Origin of the sequence: Dyella thiooxydans, from assembly GCF_001641285.1 — a bacterium.
Lineage (GTDB): Bacteria > Pseudomonadota > Gammaproteobacteria > Xanthomonadales > Rhodanobacteraceae > Dyella_A > Dyella_A thiooxydans.
In genome coordinates, this window is record NZ_CP014841.1 from 2,878,190 (window position 1) to 2,903,104 (window position 24,915).

The 24,915-nt window shown below is 69.0% G+C and carries 27 protein-coding genes; 16 read left to right on the forward strand and 11 right to left on the reverse strand.

Translation table 11 applies throughout. The annotated features are described in order from the left end of the window. The first annotated feature begins 236 nt into the window (after positions 1–236). From ATSB10_RS13060 to ATSB10_RS13095, 8 genes are all read left to right on the forward strand, one after another. Positions 237–452 (forward strand): hypothetical protein, encoded by a 216-nt coding sequence (locus tag ATSB10_RS13060; protein WP_063673216.1) that lies wholly within the window; start codon positions 237–239, stop codon positions 450–452. 52 nt (positions 453–504) lie between these two features. Beyond that, entirely contained in the window at positions 505–978 is a 474-nt protein-coding gene (locus tag ATSB10_RS13065; protein WP_063673217.1) for a tRNA (cytidine(34)-2'-O)-methyltransferase, read from the forward strand. A 224-nt stretch (positions 979–1,202) separates the two neighbouring features. Further along, positions 1,203–1,850: a ubiquinone biosynthesis accessory factor UbiJ gene (locus ATSB10_RS13070; RefSeq protein ID WP_063673218.1), complete on the forward strand. Its 648-nt coding sequence runs from the start codon at positions 1,203–1,205 to the stop codon at positions 1,848–1,850. After that, positions 1,847–3,496 (forward strand): ubiquinone biosynthesis regulatory protein kinase UbiB, encoded by a 1,650-nt coding sequence (ubiB, locus tag ATSB10_RS13075; RefSeq protein ID WP_063673219.1) that lies wholly within the window; start codon positions 1,847–1,849, stop codon positions 3,494–3,496. Before ATSB10_RS13070 ends, ubiB begins: the two co-directional genes overlap by 4 nt. A gap of 106 nt (positions 3,497–3,602) precedes the next feature. Then, complete coding sequence (locus ATSB10_RS13080) at positions 3,603–4,304, forward strand: pseudouridine synthase (RefSeq protein WP_063673220.1); 702 nt, start codon at positions 3,603–3,605, stop codon at positions 4,302–4,304. A gap of 77 nt (positions 4,305–4,381) precedes the next feature. Then, entirely contained in the window at positions 4,382–4,804 is a 423-nt protein-coding gene (arfB, locus tag ATSB10_RS13085; RefSeq protein ID WP_063674491.1) for an alternative ribosome rescue aminoacyl-tRNA hydrolase ArfB, read from the forward strand. Further along, entirely contained in the window at positions 4,801–5,397 is a 597-nt protein-coding gene (locus tag ATSB10_RS13090; protein WP_063673221.1) for a 1-acyl-sn-glycerol-3-phosphate acyltransferase, read from the forward strand. Before arfB ends, ATSB10_RS13090 begins: the two co-directional genes overlap by 4 nt. 4 nt (positions 5,398–5,401) lie before the next feature. After that, positions 5,402–6,031 (forward strand): LysE family translocator, encoded by a 630-nt coding sequence (locus ATSB10_RS13095; protein ID WP_063673222.1) that lies wholly within the window; start codon positions 5,402–5,404, stop codon positions 6,029–6,031. 12 nt (positions 6,032–6,043) lie between these two features. On the opposite strand, the gene ATSB10_RS13100 is transcribed toward ATSB10_RS13095, so the two are convergent. Beyond that, positions 6,044–7,012 (reverse strand): LysR family transcriptional regulator, encoded by a 969-nt coding sequence (locus ATSB10_RS13100; RefSeq protein WP_063673223.1) that lies wholly within the window; start codon positions 7,010–7,012, stop codon positions 6,044–6,046. Positions 7,013–7,210: 198 nt separating this feature from the next. Here ATSB10_RS13100 and aceB point away from each other — a divergent pair, with 198 nt between their 5' ends. Beyond that, entirely contained in the window at positions 7,211–8,803 is a 1,593-nt protein-coding gene (gene aceB / locus ATSB10_RS13105; RefSeq protein WP_063673224.1) for a malate synthase A, read from the forward strand. Between the two features lie 40 nt (positions 8,804–8,843). Further along, positions 8,844–10,133: an isocitrate lyase gene (aceA, locus tag ATSB10_RS13110; RefSeq protein WP_063673225.1), complete on the forward strand. Its 1,290-nt coding sequence runs from the start codon at positions 8,844–8,846 to the stop codon at positions 10,131–10,133. A gap of 47 nt (positions 10,134–10,180) precedes the next feature. On the opposite strand, the gene ATSB10_RS13115 is transcribed toward aceA, so the two are convergent. From ATSB10_RS13115 to ATSB10_RS19005, 3 genes are all read right to left on the reverse strand, one after another. Continuing rightward, positions 10,181–11,977: a cation:proton antiporter gene (locus ATSB10_RS13115; RefSeq protein WP_063673226.1), complete on the reverse strand. Its 1,797-nt coding sequence runs from the start codon at positions 11,975–11,977 to the stop codon at positions 10,181–10,183. Between the two features lie 225 nt (positions 11,978–12,202). Next, positions 12,203–13,708, reverse strand: a complete 1,506-nt coding sequence (locus tag ATSB10_RS13120; RefSeq protein ID WP_083966215.1) for a YifB family Mg chelatase-like AAA ATPase — start codon at positions 13,706–13,708, stop codon at positions 12,203–12,205. A 142-nt stretch (positions 13,709–13,850) separates the two neighbouring features. Then, entirely contained in the window at positions 13,851–14,108 is a 258-nt protein-coding gene (locus ATSB10_RS19005) for an accessory factor UbiK family protein (protein WP_083966216.1), read from the reverse strand. 189 nt (positions 14,109–14,297) lie between these two features. On the opposite strand from ATSB10_RS19005, the gene glnK reads away from it, so the two are divergent. After that, positions 14,298–14,636 carry a P-II family nitrogen regulator gene (gene glnK / locus ATSB10_RS13130; protein WP_063673228.1) on the forward strand — a complete coding sequence of 113 codons (339 nt, stop codon included), beginning with the start codon at positions 14,298–14,300 and terminating at the stop codon, positions 14,634–14,636. A gap of 7 nt (positions 14,637–14,643) precedes the next feature. Here the strand turns inward: glnK and ATSB10_RS13135 are convergent, their stop codons facing one another. Next, positions 14,644–15,180, reverse strand: coding sequence for a CcdC protein domain-containing protein (locus tag ATSB10_RS13135; protein WP_063673229.1), 537 nt, complete (start codon positions 15,178–15,180; stop codon positions 14,644–14,646). A gap of 105 nt (positions 15,181–15,285) precedes the next feature. Further along, positions 15,286–16,029, reverse strand: coding sequence for a 2,3-diphosphoglycerate-dependent phosphoglycerate mutase (gene gpmA, locus ATSB10_RS13140; RefSeq protein WP_063673230.1), 744 nt, complete (start codon positions 16,027–16,029; stop codon positions 15,286–15,288). Between the two features lie 176 nt (positions 16,030–16,205). Between gpmA and ATSB10_RS13145 the strand changes: the two genes are divergently transcribed. Further along, positions 16,206–16,856, forward strand: a complete 651-nt coding sequence (locus ATSB10_RS13145; RefSeq protein ID WP_063673231.1) for a DUF4097 family beta strand repeat-containing protein — start codon at positions 16,206–16,208, stop codon at positions 16,854–16,856. Between the two features lie 75 nt (positions 16,857–16,931). Here ATSB10_RS13145 and hemF read toward each other — a convergent pair whose 3' ends face one another. Further along, on the reverse strand, positions 16,932–17,834 hold the full coding sequence (gene hemF / locus ATSB10_RS13150; RefSeq protein ID WP_063673232.1) for an oxygen-dependent coproporphyrinogen oxidase: 903 nt from the start codon (positions 17,832–17,834) through the stop codon (positions 16,932–16,934). A 52-nt stretch (positions 17,835–17,886) separates the two neighbouring features. Beyond that, positions 17,887–18,588 carry a YdcF family protein gene (locus ATSB10_RS13155; protein WP_063673233.1) on the reverse strand — a complete coding sequence of 234 codons (702 nt, stop codon included), beginning with the start codon at positions 18,586–18,588 and terminating at the stop codon, positions 17,887–17,889. 115 nt (positions 18,589–18,703) lie between these two features. Between ATSB10_RS13155 and ATSB10_RS13160 the strand changes: the two genes are divergently transcribed. The 4 genes from ATSB10_RS13160 (at position 18,704) to ATSB10_RS13175 (ending at position 23,104) form a co-directional block, all read left to right on the forward strand. After that, positions 18,704–19,909 (forward strand): beta-ketoacyl-[acyl-carrier-protein] synthase family protein, encoded by a 1,206-nt coding sequence (locus ATSB10_RS13160; RefSeq protein WP_205631052.1) that lies wholly within the window; start codon positions 18,704–18,706, stop codon positions 19,907–19,909. Further along, complete coding sequence (locus tag ATSB10_RS13165; protein WP_063673234.1) at positions 19,906–20,700, forward strand: beta-ketoacyl synthase chain length factor; 795 nt, start codon at positions 19,906–19,908, stop codon at positions 20,698–20,700. The genes ATSB10_RS13160 and ATSB10_RS13165 overlap by 4 nt, the downstream gene beginning before the upstream one ends. Continuing rightward, on the forward strand, positions 20,697–21,443 hold the full coding sequence (locus tag ATSB10_RS13170; RefSeq protein WP_063673235.1) for a glycosyltransferase family 2 protein: 747 nt from the start codon (positions 20,697–20,699) through the stop codon (positions 21,441–21,443). The genes ATSB10_RS13165 and ATSB10_RS13170 overlap by 4 nt, the downstream gene beginning before the upstream one ends. A 71-nt stretch (positions 21,444–21,514) precedes the next feature. Further along, entirely contained in the window at positions 21,515–23,104 is a 1,590-nt protein-coding gene (locus ATSB10_RS13175) for an NAD(P)/FAD-dependent oxidoreductase (protein WP_063673236.1), read from the forward strand. A 17-nt stretch (positions 23,105–23,121) separates the two neighbouring features. Here ATSB10_RS13175 and ATSB10_RS13180 read toward each other — a convergent pair whose 3' ends face one another. From ATSB10_RS13180 to ATSB10_RS13190, 3 genes are all read right to left on the reverse strand, one after another. Continuing rightward, positions 23,122–23,568, reverse strand: coding sequence for a hotdog family protein (locus ATSB10_RS13180; RefSeq protein ID WP_063673237.1), 447 nt, complete (start codon positions 23,566–23,568; stop codon positions 23,122–23,124). Positions 23,569–23,655: 87 nt separating this feature from the next. Beyond that, positions 23,656–24,609, reverse strand: a complete 954-nt coding sequence (locus ATSB10_RS13185) for a lysophospholipid acyltransferase family protein (protein WP_063673238.1) — start codon at positions 24,607–24,609, stop codon at positions 23,656–23,658. Beyond that, positions 24,606–24,902 carry an ApeI family dehydratase gene (locus tag ATSB10_RS13190; RefSeq protein WP_063673239.1) on the reverse strand — a complete coding sequence of 99 codons (297 nt, stop codon included), beginning with the start codon at positions 24,900–24,902 and terminating at the stop codon, positions 24,606–24,608. Before ATSB10_RS13190 ends, ATSB10_RS13185 begins: the two co-directional genes overlap by 4 nt. Positions 24,903–24,915: the final 13 nt, after the last annotated feature.

A 24,915-nucleotide genomic window follows, 5' to 3' on the forward strand; every position in this document is an offset into this window, starting at 1 on the left:
CGATCGAAGGTAATTGCGAGGCAACCGGGTCGCAAATGACGAATGGCAGGGGGGTGCCCGTGTCCGCCGCGTTGTCCGCTGCCGGACGGGCGGTGTCCGCGGACAGCGATGCGGATTCGATGCAACCGTGACAAATGTCAACGCATCAATGGGTTATCCGCGACTGCCGGGATGGCACGCCCCTTGCCACGGTAGGGGCACGGACACCCAACCCCTGTCATGCAAGGAGACACCCCATGAAACTCGAATCGCTTCTGCTCCGCGGCCTGTTCGTTGCCTGCCTCACCGTGTGTGGCCTGATCGTCGGCGCCATGCTGCTCAAGGCCCCCGCGGCCGTCCGCCTGGCCAACGACGCAGCCGTCGCCCCGACCGTGGGCACCGCCCTGGTCGTGCCGGCGAGCCAGTGTGCGCTGCCGCCGGACGGCGTGGTCTGCCCGCGCCAGGCCAGCTGACCCGATCGCGGGGAATCACCCCGCGGCCGGTTCTGCCGGCGATAATCGCCGGATGCTGCACGTCATCCTGTTCCGCCCCGAAATTCCGCCCAACACCGGCAACGTGATCCGCCTGTGCGCCAATACCGGCGCCGCGCTGCACCTGGTGCGCCCGCTCGGCTTCGAGCTCGACGACACCCGCCTGCGCCGCGCCGGTCTGGATTATCACGAGTACGCCAGCGTGGCGGTGCACGACGACCTCGACGCCTGCCTCGACGCCATCGGCCGGCCCCGCGTGTTCGCCTTCTCCACGCGTGGCCGGGTCGCCCACGTGGAGGCCCGCTTCGAACGCGGCGACGCCCTGCTGTTCGGCTGCGAGACGGCCGGCCTGCCGGATGCGGTGCTCGACGCGATTCCCGCGCCGCAGCGCCTGCGGCTGCCGATGCGGCCGGACAGCCGCAGTCTCAATCTTTCCAACAGCGTGGCGGTGGCGGTGTTCGAGGCCTGGCGGCAGTTCGGCTTCGAGGGCGCCGCGGTGCTGCCGTAGACCCGCGGCCCGCATGGGGCCGCGTCGCATGCAGCCTCAGCGCGGCAGGCCTCGCCCGAAATCCACACTCCAAGGGTAGGAGCCCGCTCGCGGGCGATGCTCCTGCTCCTGATGCCCATCGAAGCCAAAGGCATCGCCCGCGAGCGGGCTCCTACCGTTTCGGCGGCGGAAGCTTTGTCGCGCGTGGCTGCCGGGGCTCGGGTCGCGACCGCTACAATCGCCGGATGACCGCCTCCACTCCCAATGCCTGGCTGCCGCAGCCGTTGCGCAAGCTCGCCGGGCGCGCGCTGGAAACCGCGCTCAACCACACGCTCTCGCTCGACCCCGACACGCAGCAGAAGCTCGCCGCGCTGGACGGTCGCAGCGTGCAACTGCATCTGCGCGGCCCCGAGCTCGCACTCGCGGTGACCGTCGAGCAGGGCCAGCTGCGCGTGGGGCCGCCGGCCGAGGACAGCCAGCTGCGCGTGGCAGCGACGCCGGGCAGCCTGCTCGGCATGCTGCTGCGCCGGGGCGACGATGGCGTGGCACCGGGCAAGGTGGAGATCGCCGGCGACGCCGACCTGGCCCGACGACTGGAGAAACTGGCCAGCGCGTTCGCGCCGGATTTCGAGGAAGCCTTCGCGCGCACCTTCGGCGACGTGCTCGGCGTGCCGATCGCGCGGGCCGTGCGCCAGGGCCTGTCGCACGCCAGGGAGACCGCCAGCCACCTCACCGAGGACGGCGCCGACTGGGTCCGCGACGAGGCGAACCTGGTGATGGGGCCGGGCGAGGTGGACCGATTCCTCGACGACGTGGACACGCTGCGCGAGCGCACCGAACGACTGGAATCGCGGCTGGCCCGCCTGCAGCAGCGACTGGGGCGCGGCGCATGAGGTCGCTGACCGTGGTGCCGCGCCTGATGCGGGTCGCTTCCGTGCTGCTCGCCTGGCGCCTGGACGAGATCGTCGAGACCGCCCACCTGTTCCGTCCGCTCAAGCTGGTGCGGCCGTTCTTCGGCAAGCCGCGCCCGGATGTCGCCTCGCTGTCGCGTGGCGAACGCCTGCGCGGCGCGCTGACCGAGCTGGGGCCGATCTTCGTCAAGGCCGGGCAGGTGCTGTCCACCCGGCGCGACCTGGTGCCGGCCGACATCGCCGACGAGCTGGCCCTGCTGCAGGACCAGGTGCCGCCGTTCCCCGGCAGCGAGGCGCGTGCGATCGTCGAGCGTGAACTCAGGCAGCCGGTCACCACGCTGTTCGCCCGTTTCGACGAGACAGCGCTCGCCTCTGCTTCGATCGCCCAGGTACACGCGGCCACGCTGCACGATGGCCGCGAGGTCGTGGTGAAGGTGCTCAGGCCGGGCATCGAGCAGCGCATTGCCAACGACGTGGCCCTGCTCCGCTCGCTGGGCGAGCTGGCCGACCGCTGGCATCCGGCCGCCGACAAGATCCGCCCGCTGGAGGTGGTGGCCGAAGTCGAGAAGATGCTGGAGAACGAGCTGGACCTGCAGCGCGAAGGCGCCAGCGCCAGCCTGCTGCGACGCAACTTCGAAAGCGGCGTGGATCTCTACGTGCCGGCGGTGGAGTGGGACTTCACCACCGAGCGGGTGATCACGCTGGAGCGCGTGTACGGGGTGAGCTGCGACGACGTGGACGCGATCGACGCGGCCGGCATCGACCGCCGGGCGCTCGCCGCCAAGGGCGTGCGGGTGTTCTACGAGCAGGTCTTCCGCGACAACTTCTTCCATGCCGACGCGCATCCTGGCAACGTCTGGGTGGATCTCGCCCGCAAGGACGAGCCGCGCTTCATCGCGCTGGACTTCGGCATCATGGGTTCGCTGCCGGAGGCCGACCAGTACTGGCTGGCGCAGAACTTCATCGCGCTGTTCGAGCGCGACTACCAGCGCATCGCCCAGCTGCACGTCGACGCCGGCTGGATGCCGTCCTCGGTCCGTGTCGACGAGCTGACCGCGGCGGTGCGCACGGTGTGCGAGCCGTACTTCACCCGGCCGCTGGCCCAGATCTCGCTGGCCGAGCTGGTGGTGAAGCTGTTCCGCACCGCGCAGAAGTTCCAGCTGACCCTGCAGCCGCAGCTGATCCTGCTGCAGAAGACCCTGCTCAACATCGAGGGTGTGGGTCGCCGGCTCGACCCGGACATCGACATCTGGGCGGTGGCGCATCCGGTGCTCGAGCGCATCCTGCGCGAGCGCTACAGCCTGCGCCGCACGCTGAAGGACGCGCGCAGACGGCTGCCGGAATGGATCCACGCGGCACCGCAGCTGCCCGAGCTGGTGCGCGACGCGCTCAGGCAGGCGGCGCGCGGCGAGATGCGCAGCGTCAGTGATCCGCTCGCCCTGCTGCAGCAGGCAGAAGTGGCCCGGCGCCAGCAGCGCCTGTTGGGCGGCGCGTTGCTCGGCGGTAGCCTGCTGATCGTGGCGACCCTGGTGTGGACGCTGGCGCCGCAGCATGGCATGTGGCCGCCGCTGGCCGCGGGCGTTGCCGGTTTGATTGCCTTCGCCATCACCTGGCCCCGCCGCCGCTGACCTTCGCGCAGGAGCCCGCTCGCGAGCGATGCTCTTTTGCTTTTGATGCACATCGAAGACGAGAGCACCGCCCGCCAGCGGGCTCCTACCGCAACACGCGAATTGCATGATCGAGATACTCCACCAGGACGACGCCCTGATCGCGGTGAACAAGCCCGCGGGCCTGGCCGTGCACCGCTCGAAGATGGTGGGCAACGCCGAGAGCTTCCTGATCGACGAGCTGCGCGCCCAGGTCGGCGACACCGTGTACCTGGCGCACCGGCTCGACCGCGCGACCAGCGGCGTGCTGCTGGTCGCGCGATCCAGCGAGGTGGCCGCCGCACTCGGCGAGCAGTTCATGGGCCGTGACGTGCACAAGGACTATCTGGCCGTGGTGCGCGGCTGGCCCGAGCCCGCCGAGGGGCTGGTCGACTACCCGTTGCCCGGCTCGCGCGACACCGGGCCGCGCCGCGAGGCGCGCACCCGCTACCGGCGGCTGGCCACGGTCGAGGTGCCGATCCCGCTGGGCCGCTATCCGCAGCAGCGCTACGCGCTGGTCGCCTGCGCGCCGGAGACCGGCCGCTTCCGGCAGATCCGCAAGCACATGGCGCACATCCACCACCCGATCATCGGCGACTGCCAGCACGGGCGCAGCGACCACAACCGGCTGTACAAGCAGTACTTCGGCTGCCATCGCATGCTGCTGCACGCACGCCGCATCACGCTGCGGCATCCGCTCGAGGGCACGCCGCTGGTGATCGAGGCGCCGCTGGATGCGGCCTGGACCGCGCTGCTGGACCGCTTCGGCTGGTCGATCGAAGGGGCCTGATTCCTCGTCGACGCGATGCGACGGCCATGCGGCAGCGCGGCTACGCCCGCGCCCTCCGGTCGCCTACACTGCGCGCCATGTTGAGCATCAGCAGAACCCTCTCCCTGCCCGAGTCGGAGCTCGTCGAGCGCTTCCTGCGCGCCGATGGCCCCGGCGGGCAGCACGTCAACCGCACCGAGAGCGCAGTGGAGCTGCGCTTCGACGTCGCCCGCTCGCCTTCGCTGCCGGAGGCGGTACGCGAACGCCTGCTCGCCCGGCGCGACCGCCGTCTCACCGACGACGGCGTCCTGGTGATCCAGGCCCGGCGCTTCCGCGACCAGGCGCGCAACCGCGACGATGCCCGCGAACGGCTGGCCGAGATCATCCGCGGCTGCCTGGCCGCACCAAAGAAGCGGCTGGCGACCAAGCCCTCACGTGCCTCCAAGGAACGGCGGCTCGCCGGCAAGGCGCAGCGCAGCCGGATCAAGCAGGGACGCGGCAAGCCGGGGAGTTTCGAGTGAGCCCGGTCGTTCCGTCGTTGCCGCCCCATGTCCCGCGCATACGCAATCGTTTCTGGCCCTGGCTCTGCCGCGGCCTGTTGCGTCTCTCCGGCTGGCGCCTGCGCGGCGAGTTTCCGGACATCCCGAAGGCGATCGTGATCGGTGCCCCGCACTCGACCAACTGGGACGGCGTGTGGGGTCTGCTGATGAAGGTCGGGCTGGGTATCGACATCTCGATCATGATCAAGCGCGAGGTGCTGGACAGTCCGCTGGGCATCATCCTGCGCCCGCTCGGCCTGATCCCGATCGACCGCGGTTCGGCGACCGACGTGGTCGGCCAGATGGCGCAGCGCTTCGCCCGGCTCGAGCGCATGTGGCTGGGCATCACCCCCGAGGGCACGCGCAAGAAGGTCGCGCAGTGGAAAAGCGGCTTCCTGCGCATCGCCCGCGCGGCCGACGTGCCGATCCTGCCGGTGTTCATCGACTATCCCAGTCGCACCTTCACCCTGGGCGCGCCGGTGACGCTCGGTGCGGACGAGCGCGACGAGGACGCGATGATCCGCATCCGCGCGCTGTTCAAGGGTTACCGCGGAAAACATCACGACGTGGACTGAGCCCGTGGCCGACATCCAGCATTACAGCGCTTTCCTGCTCGCGTGCATCGCGCTGAACCTCACGCCGGGACTGGACACCTTCTACATCCTCGCGCGCAGCGGGCGCGAAGGGCACGCGGTCGGCCTGGGCGCCGCACTGGGCATCAACGCCGGCTGCGTGGTCCACACGCTGGCCGCCGTGCTGGGGCTGTCGGCGATCCTGATGACTTCGGCGGTGGCGTTCTCGGCCCTGAAGTATCTGGGCGCCGCCTACCTGGTGTGGATCGGCCTGCGCATGCTGCTCGCGCGGCAAACGGTGCGCTCGCCCACCGAAACGCGCGGCCGTGGCTTCGTCGCGGCCTTCCGGCAAGGCATGCTCACCAACGTGCTGAACCCCAAGGTGGCGTTGTTCTACCTGGCCTTCCTGCCACAGTTCATCGCCCCGCATGCCACTCGTCCGCAGCTGGGCCTGTTGCTGCTGGGACTGAGCTTCATCGCTACCGGCCTCACGTGGACACTGGTGCTGGCCATGATGGGCAGCCGCATACACCGCCTGCTGCTGCAGAGGCCGCGTATCGGCACGTGGATGGACCGCGTGTGCGGCGGCGTGCTGCTCGGGTTCGGGCTGCGCCTGGCGCTGCAGCGGCGGGGTTGAGTCGCCAGCCAGCTAGCGCTCGGAATGCCCCGACTCGTCGTAGTCGCGGTAAGTCAGCAGGCCCGGGCGGATCAGGTCGATGAAGGCGCGAGCCTCGGCGCCCAGGAACTTGCCCTTGCGCATCACCACGCCGTAGGCGCGCTGCGGGAAGAACTGCTTCATGTTGCGCACCGCCAGCCGCTGGCGGTCGGCCTCGGTGATGCAGATGCCGGTGACGATGGAGATGCCCATGCCCATCGCCACGTACTCCTTGATGACGTCCCAACCGCCCACCTCGATCGCCACGTGGTACGGCACCTGCCGCTGCTGGAACACCAGGTCGACCAGCCGGTAGGTGGACAGGCGCTGCGGCGGCAGGATCAGGCCGTAGGGCGACAGATCCTCCACGGTAACCTCCGCCTTGGACGCCAGCGGGTGGTCCAGCGGCGTGATCAACATCGGGTCGTAGTGGTAGACCGGCGCCCAGGCAATGTCGTTGGGTACGTCGAGCATCGAGCCGACGGCGAAGTCGGCCTTGTCCTCGCGCAGCATCGCCATGCCATCCTTGCCGGTGACATTGGCCAGCTGCAGCTGCACGGCGGGGAACCGCTCGCGGTAGCGGCGGACCAGGTCAGGCAGCAGGTACTGGATGGTCGAGGTGCCCGCGGCGATTACCAGCTTGCCGGCCTGCAGGCCCTTCACCTTGGCCTGGAAATCGCGGTCGAGGTTTTCCCAGCCCTCCACCAGCGGCCGGGCCAGCTCGTAAAGCGCTTCGCCGGCATCGGTGAGGTTGATGCGGCGACGGCTGCGTTCCATCAGGGTCACGCCCAGCTCCCGCTCCAGCGCCTGCAGCTGCAGGCTCACCGACGGCTGAGACAGGTAAAGCGCCTCGGCGGCGCGGGTCAGGGTGCCCAGCTTCACCGTCGCCACGAAGGCGCGCAGCTGCTTGTGGCGGTTGCCCTTGTAGTAGAAGCGGCTGGCCGCGTCGGCATCGCCGCTCAAACGCCCGGAGCGGTTTTTTGCACTTGCAGCACGTTTTTTGGTTGCCGGCGGAGTCGATTCGGGTGATTTTCTTCTCATGGAATCAGTAATTTGCATATGTCATCAATTTTGTCAAAGACAAAAATTGAAACATTTGCTTTGTCAAAGCTATCGATCGAGGCCTAGTTTGACGCCCCACCCAAGGCGGAGCGCAATCCCATGGCCGTACCCCAGGAACGCCTGCAGCCGATCCAGGCGCAGATCCACGCCGACACCACCGGCTATGAGGACATCCTCACGCCGGACGCGCTGGCTTTCCTCGCCCGGCTGCACCATGCGGCGGAGGCCCGCCGACAGCAATTGCTGAAGGCGCGGCATGAGCGCCAGGCCCGCTATGACGCCGGCTGCCTGCCGAACTTCCGCAGCGACACACGCGCCATCCGCGAGGGCGACTGGCGCGTGGCGCCGATTCCCGAAGCGCTGCTGGACCGTCGGGTCGAGATCACCGGGCCGGTCGAACGCAAGATGATCATCAACGCGCTGAACTCCGGCGCGAAGGTATTCATGGCCGACTTCGAGGATTCCTCGGCGCCGAGCTTCCGCAACCAGCTCGATGGCCAGATCAACCTGCGCGATGCGGTGGCTGGCACCATCGAGCACACCTCGCCCGAGGGCAAGCGCTACCGGCTGGCCGAGCAGACCGCCGTGCTGGTGGTCCGTCCGCGCGGCTGGCACCTGCCCGAGCGACACGTCACCGTCGACGGTCAGACCATGGCCGGAGCCCTGGTCGACTTCGGCCTGTTCGCCTACCACAACGCCCACCTGCTGCACGCGATGCAGCGTGGTCCGTACTTCTACCTGCCCAAGCTCGAGGCGATGGAGGAAGCCGCGCTGTGGGACGAGGTGATGGCGCTGGCCGAGGCCGAGCTCGACCTGCCGGCCGGCTGCATGAAGGCCACGGTGCTGATCGAGACGCTGCCGGCGGTGTTCCAGATGCACGAGATCCTGCATGCGCTGCGCCATCGCGTGGTCGGCCTGAACTGCGGCCGCTGGGACTACATCTTCTCCTACCTGAAGACCCTGCGCGGGCACCGCGACCGCCTGCTGCCCGAGCGCGGCCAGGTGCAGATGACGGTGCCGTTCCTGAAGGCCTACTCCGAGCTGCTGATCCAGACCTGCCATCGCCGTGGCGCCTTCGCGATGGGCGGCATGGCCGCGCAGATCCCGATCAAGGGCGACGAAGCCGCCAACGAGGCGGCGATGGCCAAGGTGCGCGCCGACAAGCTGCGCGAGGTGACCGCCGGTCACGACGGCACCTGGGTCGCGCACCCGGCGCTGGTGCCGGTGGCGAAGGCGATCTTCGACGAGCACATGCCCACGCCGAACCAGCTCGACCGGCTGCGCGAGGACGTCTGCGTCAGCCGCGAACAGTTGCTCGCACCCTGTGCCGGCTCGATCAGCCGCGAGGGTTTCGACAACAACGTCGAGGTGGCCCTGCGCTACACCGCGGCCTGGCTCGATGGCCTGGGCTGCGTGCCGATCCACCACCTGATGGAGGACGCCGCCACCGCCGAGATCGCCCGCGCGCAGCTGTGGCAGTGGCTGCACCACGGCGGGGTCGAGTTCACCGATCACGCGCCGATCGACTTCGCCCTGTTCGACCAGGTGCTGGCCAAGCACGCGCACCGGCTGCGCGGAAGCAGCGACCCGGGTGCCGCGAAGGCCGATGCCGCCGCCGCCCTGCTGTCGGCACTGACCCATGACGACCAGCTCGCCGACTTCCTGACCCTGCCCGCGTACGAACAGCTCTGATCGACGCACCAACGCACGTATCAGCTACCCGGAGTCCATCATGAAGAACACCCTGCCCACCGCCGATCAGATCAAGCTCGACTGGAGCAACAACCCCCGCTGGAGCGGCATCCAGCGCAACTACAGCGCCGAGGACGTGGCCCGCCTGCGCGGCACGGTCGGTATCGAGCACACGCTGGCCAAGCGTGGCGCCGAGCGCCTGTGGAAGTCGCTGCACAGCGAGGATTTCGTCAACGCGCTGGGCGCGCTCACCGGCAACCAGGCGATGCAGCAGGTCAAGGCTGGCCTGCAGGCGATCTACCTGTCCGGCTGGCAGGTTGCCGCCGACGCCAACCTTGCCGGCGAAATGTATCCGGACCAGTCGCTGTACCCGGCCAACTCGGTGCCGCAGGTGGTCAAGCGGATCAACAACACCCTGTTGCGCGCCGACCAGCTGCATCACGCCGAAGGCAACGACGGCACCGACTGGATGGTGCCGATCGTGGCTGACGCCGAGGCCGGCTTTGGCGGCGTGCTGAATGCCTTCGAGCTGATGAAGGCGATGATCGAGGCCGGCGCGGCGGGCGTGCACTTCGAGGACCAGCTCGCTTCGGTGAAGAAGTGCGGCCACATGGGTGGCAAGGTGCTGGTGCCCACCCGCGAGGCGGTCGACAAGCTCAACGCCGCGCGCCTGGCCGCCGACGTGATGGGCGTGCCGACGCTGATCGTCGCCCGCACCGACGCCGATGCCGCCGACCTGCTCACCTCCGACATCGATCCGAACGACCGGCCGTTCATCACCGGCGAGCGCACCGTCGAAGGCTTCTTCCGGGTCAAGCCGGGCCTGGACCAGGCGATCAGCCGTGGCCTCGCCTACGCGCCCTACGCCGACCTGATCTGGTGCGAGACCAGCAAGCCGAACCTGGATGACGCGCGCAGGTTCGCCGAGGCGATCCACGCGAAATTCCCCGGCAAGCTGCTGGCCTACAACTGCTCGCCCAGCTTCAACTGGAAGAAGAACCTGGACGACGCGACCATCGCGAAGTTCCAGAAGGAACTCGGCGCGATGGGCTACAAGTTCCAGTTCATCACGCTAGCCGGCTTCCACAGCCTCAACTACGGCATGTTCGATCTCGCCCACGGCTACGCCCGCCGCCAGATGAGCGCCTTCGTCGAGCTGCAGGAGAAGGAATTCGCCGCCGCCGAGCGTGGCTTCACCGCGGTGAAGCACCAGCGCGAGGTCGGCACCGGCTACTTCGACCAGGTGACCCAGGCGATCCAGCAGGGCCAGTCCTCGACCACCGCGCTGACCGGTTCGACCGAGGAGGCACAGTTCACCCACGCGGCGTGATGGCAGAGAGCTTTGAAAGAGCGCGGGCCGCCGGCCCGCGCTCTTTTTCACGCTTCTGCGGCGGCGGCCGGCGGAACCAGGGCAATCACCGTCCAGCCCGGCCGGGGCTCCAGCTGGCGCTTGGTCGAGACCACCCGCAACGCCCCCTTCTCCTCGATGCCGAACAGCAGGATGGATGCCGACCCGTACTGCTCGATGAAGTGGGGCCAGTCGAAGGTGGCGGTGAGCCGGGTCGACTTGACCCGCCAGCCCTGTGCCAGCAGCCCGGCGAAGCGGCCGTGGGTCATGGCCTCCTCGAACAGCGGCGGCGCCAGCAGACTGTCGGCCAGCGCAGCACGGTCGGTGGTTTCCTCCGGGCCAAGGTTGCGCAGCCGGTAGACCCGGTCGCGGCCGAATTCCTCGCGGTAGTGCAGGCATGCGAGCGAGTTGCGCTCGCGGTGGGTGGACATCGCCAGCAGTCGGCCGATGCCGGTGAGATCGAGGTGGCGGTCGGCATGGGAGGACGCCGGATTGCCGAAGAACGTGGCCAGACCGTCCATTCGCGCCCGGCGGATGCCCTCCCAGTCGTCATCGGCGAGCACAACGCGGATCCCTCCATCGTGCAGGGCCTTGGCCACTGCACGCGGTACCTCGTCGGCGCCGAACACCAGCACGCCGCGCGGCTCGGGCTCAGCCACGCCGAGCCAACGCGCCAGCGGCCGCGCCGTCGCACCTTGGAGTACCACGGTGCCGATGATCAGGATGAACACCAGCGGCACCAGTACGTCCGCTCCGTGCATGCCCAGTGCATCCAACCGGAGGGCGAACAGCGCCGAGACCGCCGCCGCAACGATGCCGCGCGGCGCGACCCAGGCGATCAGCGCACGCTCCCGCCAGGCCAGCGAACTACCGGCCGTCGCGATCACCACGGACAGCGGACGGATCAGCACCTGCGACACCAGCAGGATGCCGATACCCGCCATCAGCGTGCCGGACGGCAATGGCCACGGCAGGCGAGCAGCCAGCAGGATGAACAGGCTGGACACCAGCAGCGTGGTCAGGTGTTCCTTGAAGTCGAGGATGTCGTCGACGTGCAGATTGCGCATGTTGCCCAGCGCGACCCCCATGATGGTGACCGCCAGCAGGCCCGACTCATGCGCAAGGGCGTTGGACAGGCTGAAAGTCAGCAGCACGGCTGCCAGCGTGCCGAAGTTCTGCAGGTATTCGGGGATCATCTGGCGGCGCAGGAGCTGGCCCAGCACAAGCGCCGCCGCCGCACCGGCGACCACGCCGCTGCCGATGGTGCCCAGGAACACACCGATGGTGTGGCCCTGCTCGCGCGAGACGATCGCCTCGTAGATCAGCACCGCGAACAGCGCACCCAGCGGATCGATCACGATGCCCTCCCAGCGCAGCGTGCTGGCGATGCGGGCATTGGGGCGCAGCGTGCGCAGCATCGGCGCGATCACCGTCGGTCCGGTCACGCAGGTCAATGCGCCAAACAGCAGGGCAATATCCCAGCTCAACCCTGCCAGCAGATGCGCTGCCGCCGCCAGCATCAGCAGGGCGGCGATGGCCCCGTAGCTGACCAGTCCACGCACCGCGCCACCGATCCCACGCAACTCGGCGAAACGCAGGCTCAGGCTGCCCTCGAACAGGATCAGCGCGACTGCGAGTGACACGACCGGAAACAGCAGGGGGCCGAGCAGGCGGTCCGGATGCACCAGCTGCAATACCGGTCCGAACACGATGCCGGCCAGCAGCAGGAACACGATGGCGGGCAGTCGAACCCTCCAAGCCAGCCACTGGGCCGCAAAGCCGACCCCGAGCAGGGTGGTCAGCAGGAGGCCGGGTTCCATCGTCATGCCTGCTTCCTGTACGCGTCCGGCGCCCTATCGGAGCACGGCAGTCCGCGCGACGTCCAGCGCGGAAACAGGGAAGGGGGAAGAAGAGTGGCCCCGGCATCGGAGGGAGGGGGGGAGGCCGATGCCGGGGCGCGGGGTCGGGACATTTGCGAACCGACGGGTGCAGATAATAGCCAGCCACGACGGGAAGTCAATACTCCCGAGTTCAAGAATTGAGAACGGCCCCTAGAAACGCCGGTATTGCAGGGCTTCGGCCAGGTGGGCACGGTCCAGCAGTCCGGCACCGCCATCGAGGTCCGCGATGGTGCGCGCCACCCGCAGGGTGCGGTGATAGGCCCGGGCCGAGAGTCCCAGGCGCTCCAGCGCCGACTCGAACCAACGCCGCTCGGCCGACCCGAGCGCGCAATCGCGCTCGAGCTCGCGGGTGCTGATATCGGCATTGGGACGCCCGGCCCGCTGAAGGGCATGATCGCGGGCGCGAATCACCCGCTGGCGGACGGTCGCCGAGTCCTCGTCGTGTTCGCCCGGCGGTGCACCCAATTCGGCCAGCGGCACGCGCGGAACCTCCACGCTGAGATCGATGCGGTCCAGCAGCGGCCCGGAGATTTTCCCGCGGTAGCGCTGGATCTGGTCCGGCGTGCAGTGGCAGCGCTGGCGCGGATCACCCGCATACCCGCACGGGCAGGGATTCATCGCTGCCACGAGCTGGAACTGGGCCGGAAAGCTCGATTGCCGGGCAGCGCGGGAAATCATGATCTGGCCCGACTCGAGTGGCTCACGCAGGACATCGAGCACGTGCCGGTTGAATTCCGGCAACTCGTCGAGAAACAGGACGCCATGGTGGGCCAGCGAGATCTCGCCCGGTCTCGGGTAGGAGCCGCCGCCGACCAGTGCCACCGCCGAGGCCGTGTGGTGCGGCGCACGGAACGGCCGCCGTCGCCACTGCGACGGATCCACCGGCTGGCCGGTTACCGAGAGCACGGCGCAGGTTTCCAGCGCCTCGACCTCGGTCAGCGGCGGCAGGATGCCCGGCAGCCGCTCGGCCAGCATGGTCTTGCCGGTCCCGGGCGGCCCGACCAGCAACAGGTGGTGACCGCCGACGGCGGCGATCTCCAGGGCCCGGCGCGCCTGCAACTGGCCGCGCACGTCACTCATGTCCGGGCCGCGGCCGGGCTGGCCGGTATCGTCGGTCATCTCCGCCTGCGGCGGGGCCAGCGACGAAGCGTCATGCAGCCAGCCGCAGACTTCGGCCAGGCTGTCGGCCACCAGCACATCGACATCCGGCACAAGCGCTGCCTCGGCGGCATTGGCCCTGGGAACCACCATGCGCCGGCCGCGAGCGCGGGCCCGCAGCAGAGCGGGCACCACGCCCGAGACCCCGCGAATCGCTCCCGAAAGCGCCAACTCCCCGAGGAATTCGCAGTCGTCCAGCTTGTCGCGCGGCACCTGCCCGCCGGCGGCGAGAATGCCCAGTGCGATCGCCAGGTCGAAACGGCCTCCGTCCTTGGGCAGCTCGGCAGGCGCCAGGTTGACGGTGACCTTGCGGTCCGGATAGCTGAATGCGGTGTTCTGGATGGCTACCCGCACACGGTCCCGCGCCTCTCGCACGGCCGCTTCGGGGAGGCCAACGATATTGGTGCCCGGCAGGCCACCGGAGAGATGCACCTCGACCATCACCTGCGGCGCAGCCACCCCTTCCTGGGCACGGCTGAGGGTGACGGCCAGGCTCATGGGCACGCGCAGGAAGAGGAAGGGAGGACGCCAAAAGTGCGCATGCAAACCACTCCGACCTTTGGGGCGTAAATAACCGCCCCCGACCGTTCTCGGGGTGAGGGTGACAGGTCGGGGGCGGCTCCCGGGAGACGTTCCTGCTTCAGGAACCGCGCGAAGCGGCTATCGTCTCCAGATCGGCGACGCGCCTCTCCAGCTCTTCAACCTTGGCACGGGCACGTGCCAGCAGCTGACTCTGGACATCGAACTCTTCGCGGGTGACCAGATCAAGGCGGCGCAATCCGTGCGCCAGGACATCGCCGAAGTTGGTTCGCAGATCCTGATGCGCTTGCGCCAATCCTGGCGGTACCAACGAAACAAGTCGCAGGGCAAGTTGATCAATGTCCTGCCTGTCCATCATGGATGGCGCCTCGAACTCGTCGAAATGAAGTCTATGTAAACGTGCTTTGGGGGTGCCATCGGTGGGCTCCGTCGGAGTTTGTAGGCATTTTCCTACACAGTCCGATCGAGGGCGACACCGTGCCAAGGAGAGCGCAAAATGCCGGTCCGCGCGGCGAGGTCGCCTGCGCCTTCAGATCCAGGAGCATTCATGAAGCTGGTTTCCGCAGTCATCAAGCCCTTCAAGCTCGACGATGTGCGCGAGGCACTCGCCGACGCAGGAGTCCACGGCATCACGGTGACCGAGGTAAAGGGATTCGGCCGGCAGAAGGGCCACACGGAGCTCTACCGGGGGGCCGAGTACGTGGTCGACTTCCTGCCCAAGATCAAGCTGGAGGTGGCAGTCGCCGACGAGCAGCTCGAGCGCGTGGTCGAGGCGATCCAGAACGCAGCGCGTACCGGCAAGATCGGCGACGGCAAGATCTTCGTCAGCCCGCTGGACCAGGTGATCCGCATCCGTACCGGCGAACTGGACAACGACGCGCTGTAGGGACCGTCTACGGAGCCCGGGCGGCCGCCTGGGCCTGTTCGAAGCGACGGTGGTGCACCAGCAGGCCGCTGAAGTAGGTGATGTAGTAGCCGATCAGCAGACCGAACATCAGCAGGGTCAGCGGGCTGTTGCCGATCGGCGGCGGCGCCCCCGCACCTGCCTGCAGATGCTCCATCTGCGGCATCACCACCAGGAAACGCCAGGCCAGCCGGGCAACCAGCAACGCGGTGAGCAGGCCACCGATCCACGGATTGGGAATGTAGCCGTCGCTGCCGTCGGGGCTGCGCTCGAAACGCGTCAGGCGAAGTCCCAGCATGCCCAGCATGGCGCCCAGTACCGCGCCTGCGGCCAGACCTTCCAGCAGCCGCGGGTTGAGCAGTCCGCCGAGCCCCACCAGCACCCCGATCGCCGCAAACACGGCGATACGCGCGATCATCCGTCCCCGCCGGATCGGCTGACGCCCGAACTGGCTGCGAACGCGGCGCCAGACGGCGAACCCCAGTACGGGGACCATGATGGCAACGGGAGCGAGGTTCGGCGTCATGTCGGGCATCCGTGTCGGTAACGGGGCAAGACTAGCGAACCGCATCCCCCGCCGCGACAGGCGACTGGCAGCCGATGCGGGTGACATCCGTCACTCGCCAAGCCCCTACTTCGCCTTGCCCTGGTTGGCCACGGCGGCCATCTTGGCGGCGATCGCGTCCGCGTCACCCAGATATTCGTGGCGGACGGGGCGCAGTTCGTCGTCGAACTCGTAGACCAGCGGAATCCCGTTCGGAATGTTGACCTCGACGATCTCGTCGTCGGAGATGCCATCGAGATACTTCACCAGGGCCCGCATGGAGTTGCCATGCGCCACCACCAGCACGCGCTGGCCGCTGCGGATCGCCGGCGCCAGCACTTCATGCCAGTACGGCAGCACGCGGGCGACGGTGTCCTTCAGGCATTCGGTGTCGGGAATCAGCTTCGGATCGAGCCCGGCATAGCGCGGGTCGGAGAGCGCCTCGTTGTCGGCGCGCTCCAGCGCCGGCGGCGGCATGTCGTAGCTGCGCCGCCAGATCTTCACCTGGTCCTCGCCGTACTTCGCGGCGGTCTCGGCCTTGTTCAGGCCGGTCAGCGCGCCGTAGTGGCGCTCGTTGAGGCGCCAGTCGGTGACCACCGGGATCCACATCTGGTCCAGCGACTCCTGCACACCCCACAGGGTGCGCACGGCACGCTTGAGCACCGAGGTGTGCGCCACGTCGAAGCGGTAACCGGCCTCTTTTAGAAGCGCGCCGGCTTCGCGCGCCTCGGCCACGCCCTGGGCGGTCAGGTCGACATCGGCCCAGCCGCTGAAGCGGTTGTCGAGGTTCCACTGGGACTGGCCGTGACGGATCAGGACGAGCTTGTGCATGGTGGATTGGCGGTCGGCGGAAAACCGAAATGGTGAAGCGCCCGGCCGCACCCGTCAAATCCGGCCCATGCCGAAGGTCACGTAAACCGACCGGGCGCCGCAGGCATCAGAAACGGGGATCGACCCACGGCAGCGCACGCCACGTGCCGCCCGCCCTTCCAGCCAAGGAGAACCCCATGCGCCGCACTGCACTCGCCCTCGCTTTTGCCCTCGCCGTGCCACTGGCCGCGAGCGCCCAGGACAGCATCGACAAGGTCAATGGCAGCGTCCACGTGGAGGCCGGCCAGCAGGTCGGTGACGCAAGCACCGTCAACGGCTCGGTGCACGTTGAGGACGGCGCCTCCGTGCGCAAGGCCAGCACGGTCAATGGCTCGGTGGAGCTTGGCGACAAAGCGCAGGCCAGCGAGGTCGGCACGGTCAACGGTGCCGTCACACTTGGCGCGGGCGCACGCGTCAGCGGCAAGGTCGAGGCGGTCAACGGTGCCATCCGGCTGGCCAAGGACGCCGACGTCGGCGGACGGGTGTCCAACGTCAACGGTGCGATCTCGCTGGACGACGCCCACGTCGCCGGCGGCCTGGGCACGGTCAGCGGCGACATCACCGTCGGTGCCGATTCGCGCGTCGAGGGCGGCATCCTGGTCGACAAGCCCGGCGGCTGGTTCCACTGGAACAACCATCGCCCGCCCCACGTCGTGATCGGCCCGCACGCGGTGGTGCAGGGCACCCTGGAATTCCGGCGCGACGTCGTGCTGCAGGTCAGCGACAGCGCGCAGATCGGCCCGGTGAAGGGCGCCACGCCGGTCACGTTCCACGGCGACACGCCGTAGCCACCCGTAGGAGCGCACCCCGTGCGCGACGCTCTTCGTCACGTGATCAGGAGCATTCGCGCACAGGGTGCGCTCCTACAGCCAGTCGCGCGGCTTCAGGTAGTCCGCCAGCCGCGCCTCGGCGCTGCCCGCCTCGGGCTGGTAGGCGTACTCGAAGCGCACCTGCGGCGGCAGGCTCATCAGGATCGACTCGGTGCGCCCGCCCGACTGCAGCCCGAACAGGGTGCCGCGGTCGTAGACCAGGTTGAATTCCACGTAGCGTCCGCGCCGGTACAGCTGGAACTGCCGCTCGCGCTCGCCGTAGGGCGTGTGGCGACGCCGCGCCACGATCGGCAGGTAGGCGTCGAGGAAACCCTGGCCGACCGCCCGGGTGAAGTCGAAGCAGTGCTCGAAACCGCCCTCGTTCAGATCGTCGTAGAACAGCCCGCCGACGCCGCGTGTCTCGCCGCGGTGTTTGAGGAAGAAGTACTCGTCGCACCAGCGCTTGTAGCGGGGATAGACGTCCCCGCCGAACGGCGTACACAGGTCGCGCGCCACGGTGTGCCAGTGCGCCACGTCCTCGTCGAACGGGTAGAACGGGGTCAGGTCGAAGCCGCCGCCGAACCACCACACCGGCTCCACGCCAGGTTTGCTGGCCTCGAAGTAGCGCACGTTGGCGTGGGTGGTCGGCACATACGGATTCTTCGGGTGCAGCACCAGCGATACGCCGGCGGCGACGAAGCTGCCACCGGCCAGTTCGGGCCGGTGCGCGGTGGCGCTGGGCGGCAGGCGGTCGCCATGCACGCGGGAGAAGTTCACCCCGGCCTGCTCGAATACCGCGCCGTCGCGCAGCACGCGGGTGCGCCCGCCGCCACCGCCCTCGCGGGTCCAGGCGTCCTCGACAAAACGTGCACCGCCGTCGGCAGTCTCCACCGCGGCGCAGATCCGGTCCTGCAGTTCGCGCAGGAAAGCTTCGGCGCGTTCGGCCTGTTCGCTCATCGCTGGGTCACCTTTGCCGGCAAAGCAACGAAGCTTAGCAAGCCTGCCCGGATCAACCGATGCGTGCGGCCATCCGCCCGTGTCCCACCAGACCGGCCCAGCGCATGCCCAGATCGATCCACATCAGGTAGGCCGACTCCAGCACCAGCAGGCGCAGCAGTCGGGGCGTGAGTCGCAGCCGGGGCTCGGCGGCCACCGGCTGGCCATCGAAACCGAGCCGATGCGCCAGCCACCGGCAACGCGCCAGGTGGTATCGACTGGTCAGCAAGGCCACCGGCGGCAACGGGCGCGCAGGGTCACCCGCACTCAGCAACAGCCGCGCATGACGAAGGTTTTCCAGCGAGTCGGTCGAGTCGTGCTCCAGTTGCACCGGTATGTCCGGTGGCAGCCCGTGAAGAAGCAGCCAGCGATGGCCGGCATCCGCCTCGCTCACCGGGCCGCCGCTGAACCCGCCAAGCAGCAGCAGGCGTTCGGCGCGCGCCGAGCGCGCCAGCTCCAGCGCAGCCGCCAAACGCTGACGGAAGTCCTCGCCTGGCTCGCCCTGATCCAGTCGCTGACCGAACACCAGCACCACCATCGGCCGTGAGGCCTGGCGCGGGCTGCGCCTGGCGACACACCAGACGTGGGCCAGGTAACCGACGAAGACCAGCCCGCCGCTGAGCAGCAGTGCGACCACACTGACGACGGCGGCGTGCCAGACGTCGCGATCGGACAGATAACGGCGCGAACGGATCAGGGAGGGCACTGGAGGCACGCAGGCAATCCGGGACCGGGAGCGCCGAAGTGTGCGCGGTCCGGCCTGCCCGGGCAATCCGGCAGCCCCTTCCGCGCGGCTAGGCAAGTCCCGAGGGCGCCGCTAGGCTTCCGGGATGCCCGACCGGATCGCCCCCCTTGCCGTCTCGGCCTACACCGCCGCCTCGGCCCTCGGCCACGGTCTTACCGCACATGCCCGTGCGCTGGCGCTCGGCGCAGGCGGGTTGCGTCCGAACGACATCTCCAGCGCCCCCCTGCCCTGCTGGATCGGCCGGGTCGAAGGCGTGGAGGACATGCCGCTACCCGCGCATCTGGTCGGGTGGGAGTGTCGCAACAACCGACTGGCCTGGCTCGGGTTGCGCCAGGACGACTTCGTTCAACGCGTCGGATCCGCCTGCGAGCGCTACGGCGCCCACCGCGTCGCGTTGATACTCGGCACCTCCACGTCCAGCATCGGCGCCACCGAGGAAGGCTATCGCCGACTTGACGCCGATGGCCGGCTGCCGGCCGATCTGCGTCGCCCCGACATCCACGCGCCGCACTCGCTGGTCGCCTTCGTGGCCGACGCGCTCGGCTTGCGTGGCCCCTGCCTCACCGTGTCCACCGCCTGCTCGTCCAGCGCCAAGGTGTTCGCCAGTGCCGAGCGCCTGATCCGGCTGGGGCTCGTCGATGCGGCCGTGGTCGGCGGCGTGGACACGCTGTGCGACAGCGTGCTGTTCGGTTTCAACGCGTTGGAGCTGGTGTCGCCTGAACCATGCCGGCCGTTCGATGCCGCACGCCGCGGCATCTCCATTGGCGAGGCAGCAGGATTCGCGCTGCTGGAGCGTGCAGACGCCGCACCGACCGCGCCCCGTCTGCTCGGATACGGCGAGGCCACCGATGCCCACCATATGTCCACGCCGCACCCGGAGGGCCTCGGCGCCGAGCTGGCGCTTCGCGATGCACTGGCCCGCGCCGGACTCGCCGCGGGCCAGGTCGACTACATCAACCTGCACGGCACCGCCAGCCTTAAGAACGACGAGGTCGAAGCGGCGCTGGTCGGCCGTACGTTCGCCCCGCGCACCCGCGCCAGCTCGACCAAGGGGCTGACCGGGCACACCCTGGGGGCGGCCGGTATCCTCGAGGCCGTGATCGCCCTGCTGGCCCTGCGCGACGGCGTCGTACCCGGCAATTTCGGCACCCGCACGCCCGATCCGGCCTGCGGCCCGTCGTTCGCCTGGCTGACCGAGCAACGCGAGCTGCGGGTCGTGATGAGCAACTCGTTCGGGTTCGGCGGCAACAATGCCTGCCTGGTGTTCGCACGGAGCGAAGCAACGGCATGAGCACCCTGCACGTCGCGATCGAGGGGATCGGCCTGTGGGCGCCGCAGGCGACCGGCCTCGACGATCTGCGCCGATGGCTCGCTGGATCCGCGGCACCCTCGTCCGGCGCCCGGCCGCCCGCGGCCGTGCTGCCGGCCAACGAGCGGCGGCGCGCTCCGGAAAGCGTCCTGCTGGCCACCGAGGTCGCCGGACAGGCGCTGGCGATGAGCGGCCGGGACGCCGCCGAACTGGCCTGCGTATTTACTTCGAGCCACGGCGATCAGGGCATCACCGACTACCTGTGCGCCACGCTGGCGAGCACGCCGGCCGAGCTGTCGCCGACGAAATTCCACAATTCCGTGCACAACGCGCCCGTCGGGTACTGGACCATCGCCACCGGTTGCCACGCCGCCTCCAACGCGGTCTGCGCGCATCGGCAGAGCTTTGGAGCCGGCCTGCTGGAAGCGGCCAGCCTGGTCGCCGCCGAGCGCCGGCCGGTGCTGCTGGTGTGCAGCGACGTGGCTTCGAGCGGCCCACTGGGCGAAGTGACCGGTTACACCCTGGCCTTCGGCGCGGCGCTGGTGCTGGCCCCGCCGCCCGGTTCGCAGGCCCTGGCGACACTCGGGTTGACGCTGACGCCCGATCCTTCGACTCCACCTTTGTGGCCGGAGCCGTTGCCCGACTGGCTGGCCGGCAACCCCGCCGCCGAGGCCCTGCGCCTGCTGGTACCGCTGGTGCGCCGCGAGCCGGTGGCGATGGCAGCGGCCGCCGCCGAGCTGGGACTGCGAATGGACCTGGAGTACCCCGCTTGAACCTGCCGCGCTGGTGCGTGCTGATCCCCTGCCTCAACGAGGAGAGGGCGATCGAGGCGGTGGTGCGCTCGGTGCTGGCACTTGGTGCGCCGGTGATCGTGATCGACGACGGTTCGGACGACCGCACACCCGAGATTGTCGGCCACCTGCCGGTCACGCTGATCCGGCATGACGAGCGCCGGGGCAAGGGCGAGGCGCTGCGCAGTGGCTTCCGCGAAGCCATGCGCCAGGAGTACGAAGCAGTGCTGAGCATGGATGGCGACGGCCAGCACCTGGCCGCCGACATCCCACGGATGCTCGCGGCGGCCGAGCGATTTCCGCGCCACATCGTGATCGGCGCACGCCTGCTGGACCGCGCGCAGCAACCGAGGGGCCGACGCCGCGCCAACGCGGTAGCCGACTGGGGTATCTCATGGGCGTGCGCGCAGCCGATCGCCGATACCCAGAGCGGCCAACGCTGGTATCCGCCTGAGGCACTGACACTGGCCGGAGTGCCCGCCGAGCACTTCGTGCTCGAAGCCGCGCTGCTGATCGCGGCCTGCCGCGAACGGGGACTGGGCGTCGTATCGGTGCCGATCGCCTCGCGCTACCAGGGCGGCTTCCGGCGCAGTCACTTCAAGCCGGTGCGCGACGTCACCCGCATCACTGCCTACACCATCGGGCGGGTGATCCACTATGGCCACATCGTGGCGAGCTACCGCTGCTCGCGCGAACGCCCACCGCGGGTGCTCGACGACCTGTAGGTTTACACGCACTGAACCCGTGGTCTGCGCACGCCGTGCACAATCGGGACATCGCAACGGATGGAACGGGCATGGACGGCACGACGCACGACGTGGTGATTCTGGGTGGGGGGCTGGCCGGGCTGTGCCTGGCACTGCAGCTGCGGGACGCCTGCCCCGACCTGGACGTGGTCGTACTCGAGCGCCGCGGGCATCCGGTGCCCGCCGCAGCATACAAGGTCGGTGAATCGACCGTGGAGATCGGCGCCCACTATCTCGCCGAGACACTGGGTCTGCGCGACCATCTCGAGCGGTCCCACCTGCGCAAGTTCGGCTTCCGCTTCTTTTTCTCGCATGGACGGGACGATCTGGACGCCGTTACCGAACTGGGCGTGCGCGAGGTGCTGCCCACGCCGAGCTACCAGATCGATCGCGGCATCTTCGAGAACCTGCTCGGCGAGGAGGCGCGCCGCCGCGGCATCGCGTTTCGCGACGGCGTCGGCGTGCGATCGATCGAACTTGGTCAGGGCGATGCGCCACACCGCGTGCACTGCACCGGTGACGGCGAACCGTGGGTGCAGGCACGCTGGCTGCTCGATGCTTCTGGCCGTGCCGGCCTGCTGCGCCGCCAGCTCGACCTGACCCGCGACAACGGCCACCACGCCCATGCCGCGTGGTTCCGCCTCGACGACCGCATCGCCATCGACCAATGGAGCGATGACGCCGAATGGAGCGCCCGCTGCACCCCGCGCGAGCGCTGGCGATCGACCAATCACCTGTGCGGACCGGGCTACTGGTGCTGGCTGATTCCGCTGGCCTGCGGTGCGCACTCGGTCGGCATCGTGGTCGATGCCGCGATGCATCCGGTCGAATCGATCAACCGCTTTCCGCGCGCGCTGGACTGGCTGGCCAGGCACCAGCCCGCGCTGGCACGGGAAGTGGCTGCGCGACAGGACAGGCTGATGGACTTCGCCTTCTTCCGCGACTACTCCTACGGCTGTGCGCGCATGTTCAGCACCGACCGCTGGGCGCTCACCGGCGAGGCCGGCGCGTTCCTCGATCCGTTCTATTCGCCCGGCACCGACTTCATCGCCATCGCCAACACCTACATCACCGAACTGGTGCGGCAGGACCGCGCGGGCGAGCTGCTGGCACCGCGCGTGCGGCTGTACGAGCGGCTGTTCCAGTCCTTCTACGACTCGACCCTGGCGCTTTACCGGGGGCAATACCCGCTGCTCGGCGACGCCGAGGTGCTGCCGATCAAGGTGATCTGGGACTATGCCTATTACTGGGGCGTGCTGTGCCAGCTGGTATTCCAGCGGAGGCTGACCGACGCGGCGCTGTTCGCCGAGCTGGGCCCGGAGCTGGAGCAGACCCGCGCCCTGAACGAGCGGATGCAGGCGTTCTTCGGTCGCTGGCACGCGTGCTCTCGCGGACGCAATCCGCGCGCGATGCTCGACCAGCGCGAACTGCCCTGGTTCGCCGCGATGAACGCGACCCTGCACGACGTCCTGGACGACCGTGGCGTACGCGCGCGCCTGCGCGACAACGTCGCCCTGCTGAGGGCGCTGGCGACCACCATCGTCGAGCGCGCCGCGAATTCCGCCGGCGACACGTTGCGCGAGGGCATGGACGACCTGGCCACGGCCGACCATCGTCCCGTGCTGTTCACGGCGGCCTGAGCAGCCGCGCGAAGGATTCAGCCGGCCGTCGGCTGTGACGGATGGATCACGGCGGCGCGCCCGCTGGCCAGCAACCGGCCACCCTGCTCGACCCGGAACGCATACTGGGCGCCGACATCATCGGCGTACAGGCACTCGGCATGCACGTCCACGCTGCCGGCGAGCGGATCGACGAACTCCACCGCGAGCAATACGTCGCGCAGGCTGACCAGCCGACCCGGCTTCACGCCGGTGATGCCTTGTGCGCGATCGCGCAATGCGCCGTGTACCGCCATCGCCTGTGCCCCGTATTCGGCCAGGTGCACCGCATGCAGCCCGGCCGCGGTGCGCAGCGGATGGTCCGGCAGCGCGTGACTGCTGCTGCGCGCGTGGAGCGTCGTCGCATCCCAGGCCAGCACCGCATCGAGCAGACACATGCGGCCGGCATGCGGGATCAACGAAGCGAGATCAGTCTCGATGGACATGGGGCGCCGTCAGCATGGGGAGGCAGACATGAAGGGTCACGCGCCGGCGCGGCACGGCTGGCGAAGGCAGCACCGGCCGCACTCGCGTCAGGCGTCGACGCGGCGGCCCGCGTCGGCAGGCCCCGCGCCAGCGGGAGCGCGCAGATCTTGCTGCCAGAAGTCATAGAAGTTGAACCAGTTGGTCGGCGCGATTCGCGCGTAATGTTCCAGCCGCAGGGCGTAATGCGCGATGAGCGCGTCCAGTGCCGCGGCCCGCTCGGCGCGCGGAATCGACACGCGCTCGGCCACCGGCTCGAATATCAGCCGATAGCGGTTGCCACCCAGGTACAGGCCGAAGCACAACATCACCGGCACCTGCAACGCATGCGCGAGCAGCCACGGCCCCACCGGAAACGGTGCCGGCCGTCCGAGGAACGGCACGTGGTGCAGGGCCTCGTGCTCGCGCCCACGATCGGCCAGCAGTGCGACCAGCGAGCCGGCCTGGCAGGCCTCCGCCATCGCCAGGGTGATCGAGGTGCCGTCCCGCGAAGCGTCGATCACCCCGGCACCGATCTCCGGAGCCAGCGCCTCGAGCAGGGCGGTCATCGCCGGGGTCTTCTGCTTGTCCAGCACGACGCGCAGAGAGACTTCCGGCCGGCGCGTGCTCAGCGCACGCAGCGCCTCGAAACTGCCCAGGTGCGAACCGATCAGCAACACACCCTGCCGCTTGGCGATGTGTGCATCCAGCAGGTCGAGCCCGTCGGTCTCGACCACGAAATCGTCGTCGCCGCGCGCCAGCAGGTAGACGCGGTCCAGGGTGATCGCAGCGAAGCACCACAGGTGGTCGAACACTTCGCGCCGGGTCGGCGGTCGGCCGAGGACCCGCGCGAGGTACTGCTTCGACGCCTGTCGCTCGGGTGCGCGACGCAGGTAGAAATAGGCAGTGATCGGATACAGCGACAAACGCGCGAGCGTTCGCCCGCAGACCAGCGCGATGCTGCGGATCAGCCAAAGCGCGAAATGCCCGCCCCCCTCCGGACGGCTCTGCCAGTGCCCGCTCACGCCGCGGCCCCCTCGATCACGCCGCGCGCCAGCAGCTCGTCGCCGCGACGGATCTCGAAGCGCAGGCGGCCAGCCGATTCGCTGAGTCTTACCTCGGCGTCCTCGCCCGGCAGCAGTGGAGCGGCGAACTTGGCCTCGGCGATTCGCGCCAGCCGCTCGCCACGCCATGCCCGCAGCGCACTGGCGACCGCCTCGAGCATGACGACCCCGGGCACCAGCGGCGCGCCCGGGAAGTGGCCGGGAAGGGACGGATGCTCGATCGGCACCCGAAACGGGAGGGCGAACGTGCTCATGCGCGCCCGCCCA

Excerpts from the sequence above, each read along its gene's own strand:
- ATSB10_RS13060 (WP_063673216.1), top strand. The coding sequence starts at position 237 with ATGAAACTCGAATCGCTTCTGCTCCGCGGCCTGTTCGTTGCCTGCCTC.
- ATSB10_RS13065 (WP_063673217.1), top strand. The coding sequence starts at position 505 with ATGCTGCACGTCATCCTGTTCCGCCCCGAAATTCCGCCCAACACCGGC.
- ATSB10_RS13070 (WP_063673218.1), top strand. The coding sequence starts at position 1,203 with ATGACCGCCTCCACTCCCAATGCCTGGCTGCCGCAGCCGTTGCGCAAG.
- ubiB (WP_063673219.1), top strand. The coding sequence starts at position 1,847 with ATGAGGTCGCTGACCGTGGTGCCGCGCCTGATGCGGGTCGCTTCCGTG.
- ATSB10_RS13080 (WP_063673220.1), top strand. The coding sequence starts at position 3,603 with ATGATCGAGATACTCCACCAGGACGACGCCCTGATCGCGGTGAACAAG.
- arfB (WP_063674491.1), top strand. The coding sequence starts at position 4,382 with ATGTTGAGCATCAGCAGAACCCTCTCCCTGCCCGAGTCGGAGCTCGTC.
- aceB (WP_063673224.1), top strand. The coding sequence starts at position 7,211 with ATGGCCGTACCCCAGGAACGCCTGCAGCCGATCCAGGCGCAGATCCAC.
- aceA (WP_063673225.1), top strand. The coding sequence starts at position 8,844 with ATGAAGAACACCCTGCCCACCGCCGATCAGATCAAGCTCGACTGGAGC.
- ATSB10_RS13115 (WP_063673226.1), bottom strand. The coding sequence starts at position 11,977 with ATGACGATGGAACCCGGCCTCCTGCTGACCACCCTGCTCGGGGTCGGC.
- ATSB10_RS13120 (WP_083966215.1), bottom strand. The coding sequence starts at position 13,708 with ATGAGCCTGGCCGTCACCCTCAGCCGTGCCCAGGAAGGGGTGGCTGCG.
- ATSB10_RS19005 (WP_083966216.1), bottom strand. The coding sequence starts at position 14,108 with ATGATGGACAGGCAGGACATTGATCAACTTGCCCTGCGACTTGTTTCG.
- glnK (WP_063673228.1), top strand. The coding sequence starts at position 14,298 with ATGAAGCTGGTTTCCGCAGTCATCAAGCCCTTCAAGCTCGACGATGTG.
- ATSB10_RS13135 (WP_063673229.1), bottom strand. The coding sequence starts at position 15,180 with ATGACGCCGAACCTCGCTCCCGTTGCCATCATGGTCCCCGTACTGGGG.
- gpmA (WP_063673230.1), bottom strand. The coding sequence starts at position 16,029 with ATGCACAAGCTCGTCCTGATCCGTCACGGCCAGTCCCAGTGGAACCTC.
- ATSB10_RS13145 (WP_063673231.1), top strand. The coding sequence starts at position 16,206 with ATGCGCCGCACTGCACTCGCCCTCGCTTTTGCCCTCGCCGTGCCACTG.
- hemF (WP_063673232.1), bottom strand. The coding sequence starts at position 17,834 with ATGAGCGAACAGGCCGAACGCGCCGAAGCTTTCCTGCGCGAACTGCAG.
- ATSB10_RS13160 (WP_205631052.1), top strand. The coding sequence starts at position 18,704 with ATGCCCGACCGGATCGCCCCCCTTGCCGTCTCGGCCTACACCGCCGCC.
- ATSB10_RS13165 (WP_063673234.1), top strand. The coding sequence starts at position 19,906 with ATGAGCACCCTGCACGTCGCGATCGAGGGGATCGGCCTGTGGGCGCCG.
- ATSB10_RS13175 (WP_063673236.1), top strand. The coding sequence starts at position 21,515 with ATGGACGGCACGACGCACGACGTGGTGATTCTGGGTGGGGGGCTGGCC.
- ATSB10_RS13180 (WP_063673237.1), bottom strand. The coding sequence starts at position 23,568 with ATGTCCATCGAGACTGATCTCGCTTCGTTGATCCCGCATGCCGGCCGC.
- ATSB10_RS13190 (WP_063673239.1), bottom strand. The coding sequence starts at position 24,902 with ATGAGCACGTTCGCCCTCCCGTTTCGGGTGCCGATCGAGCATCCGTCC.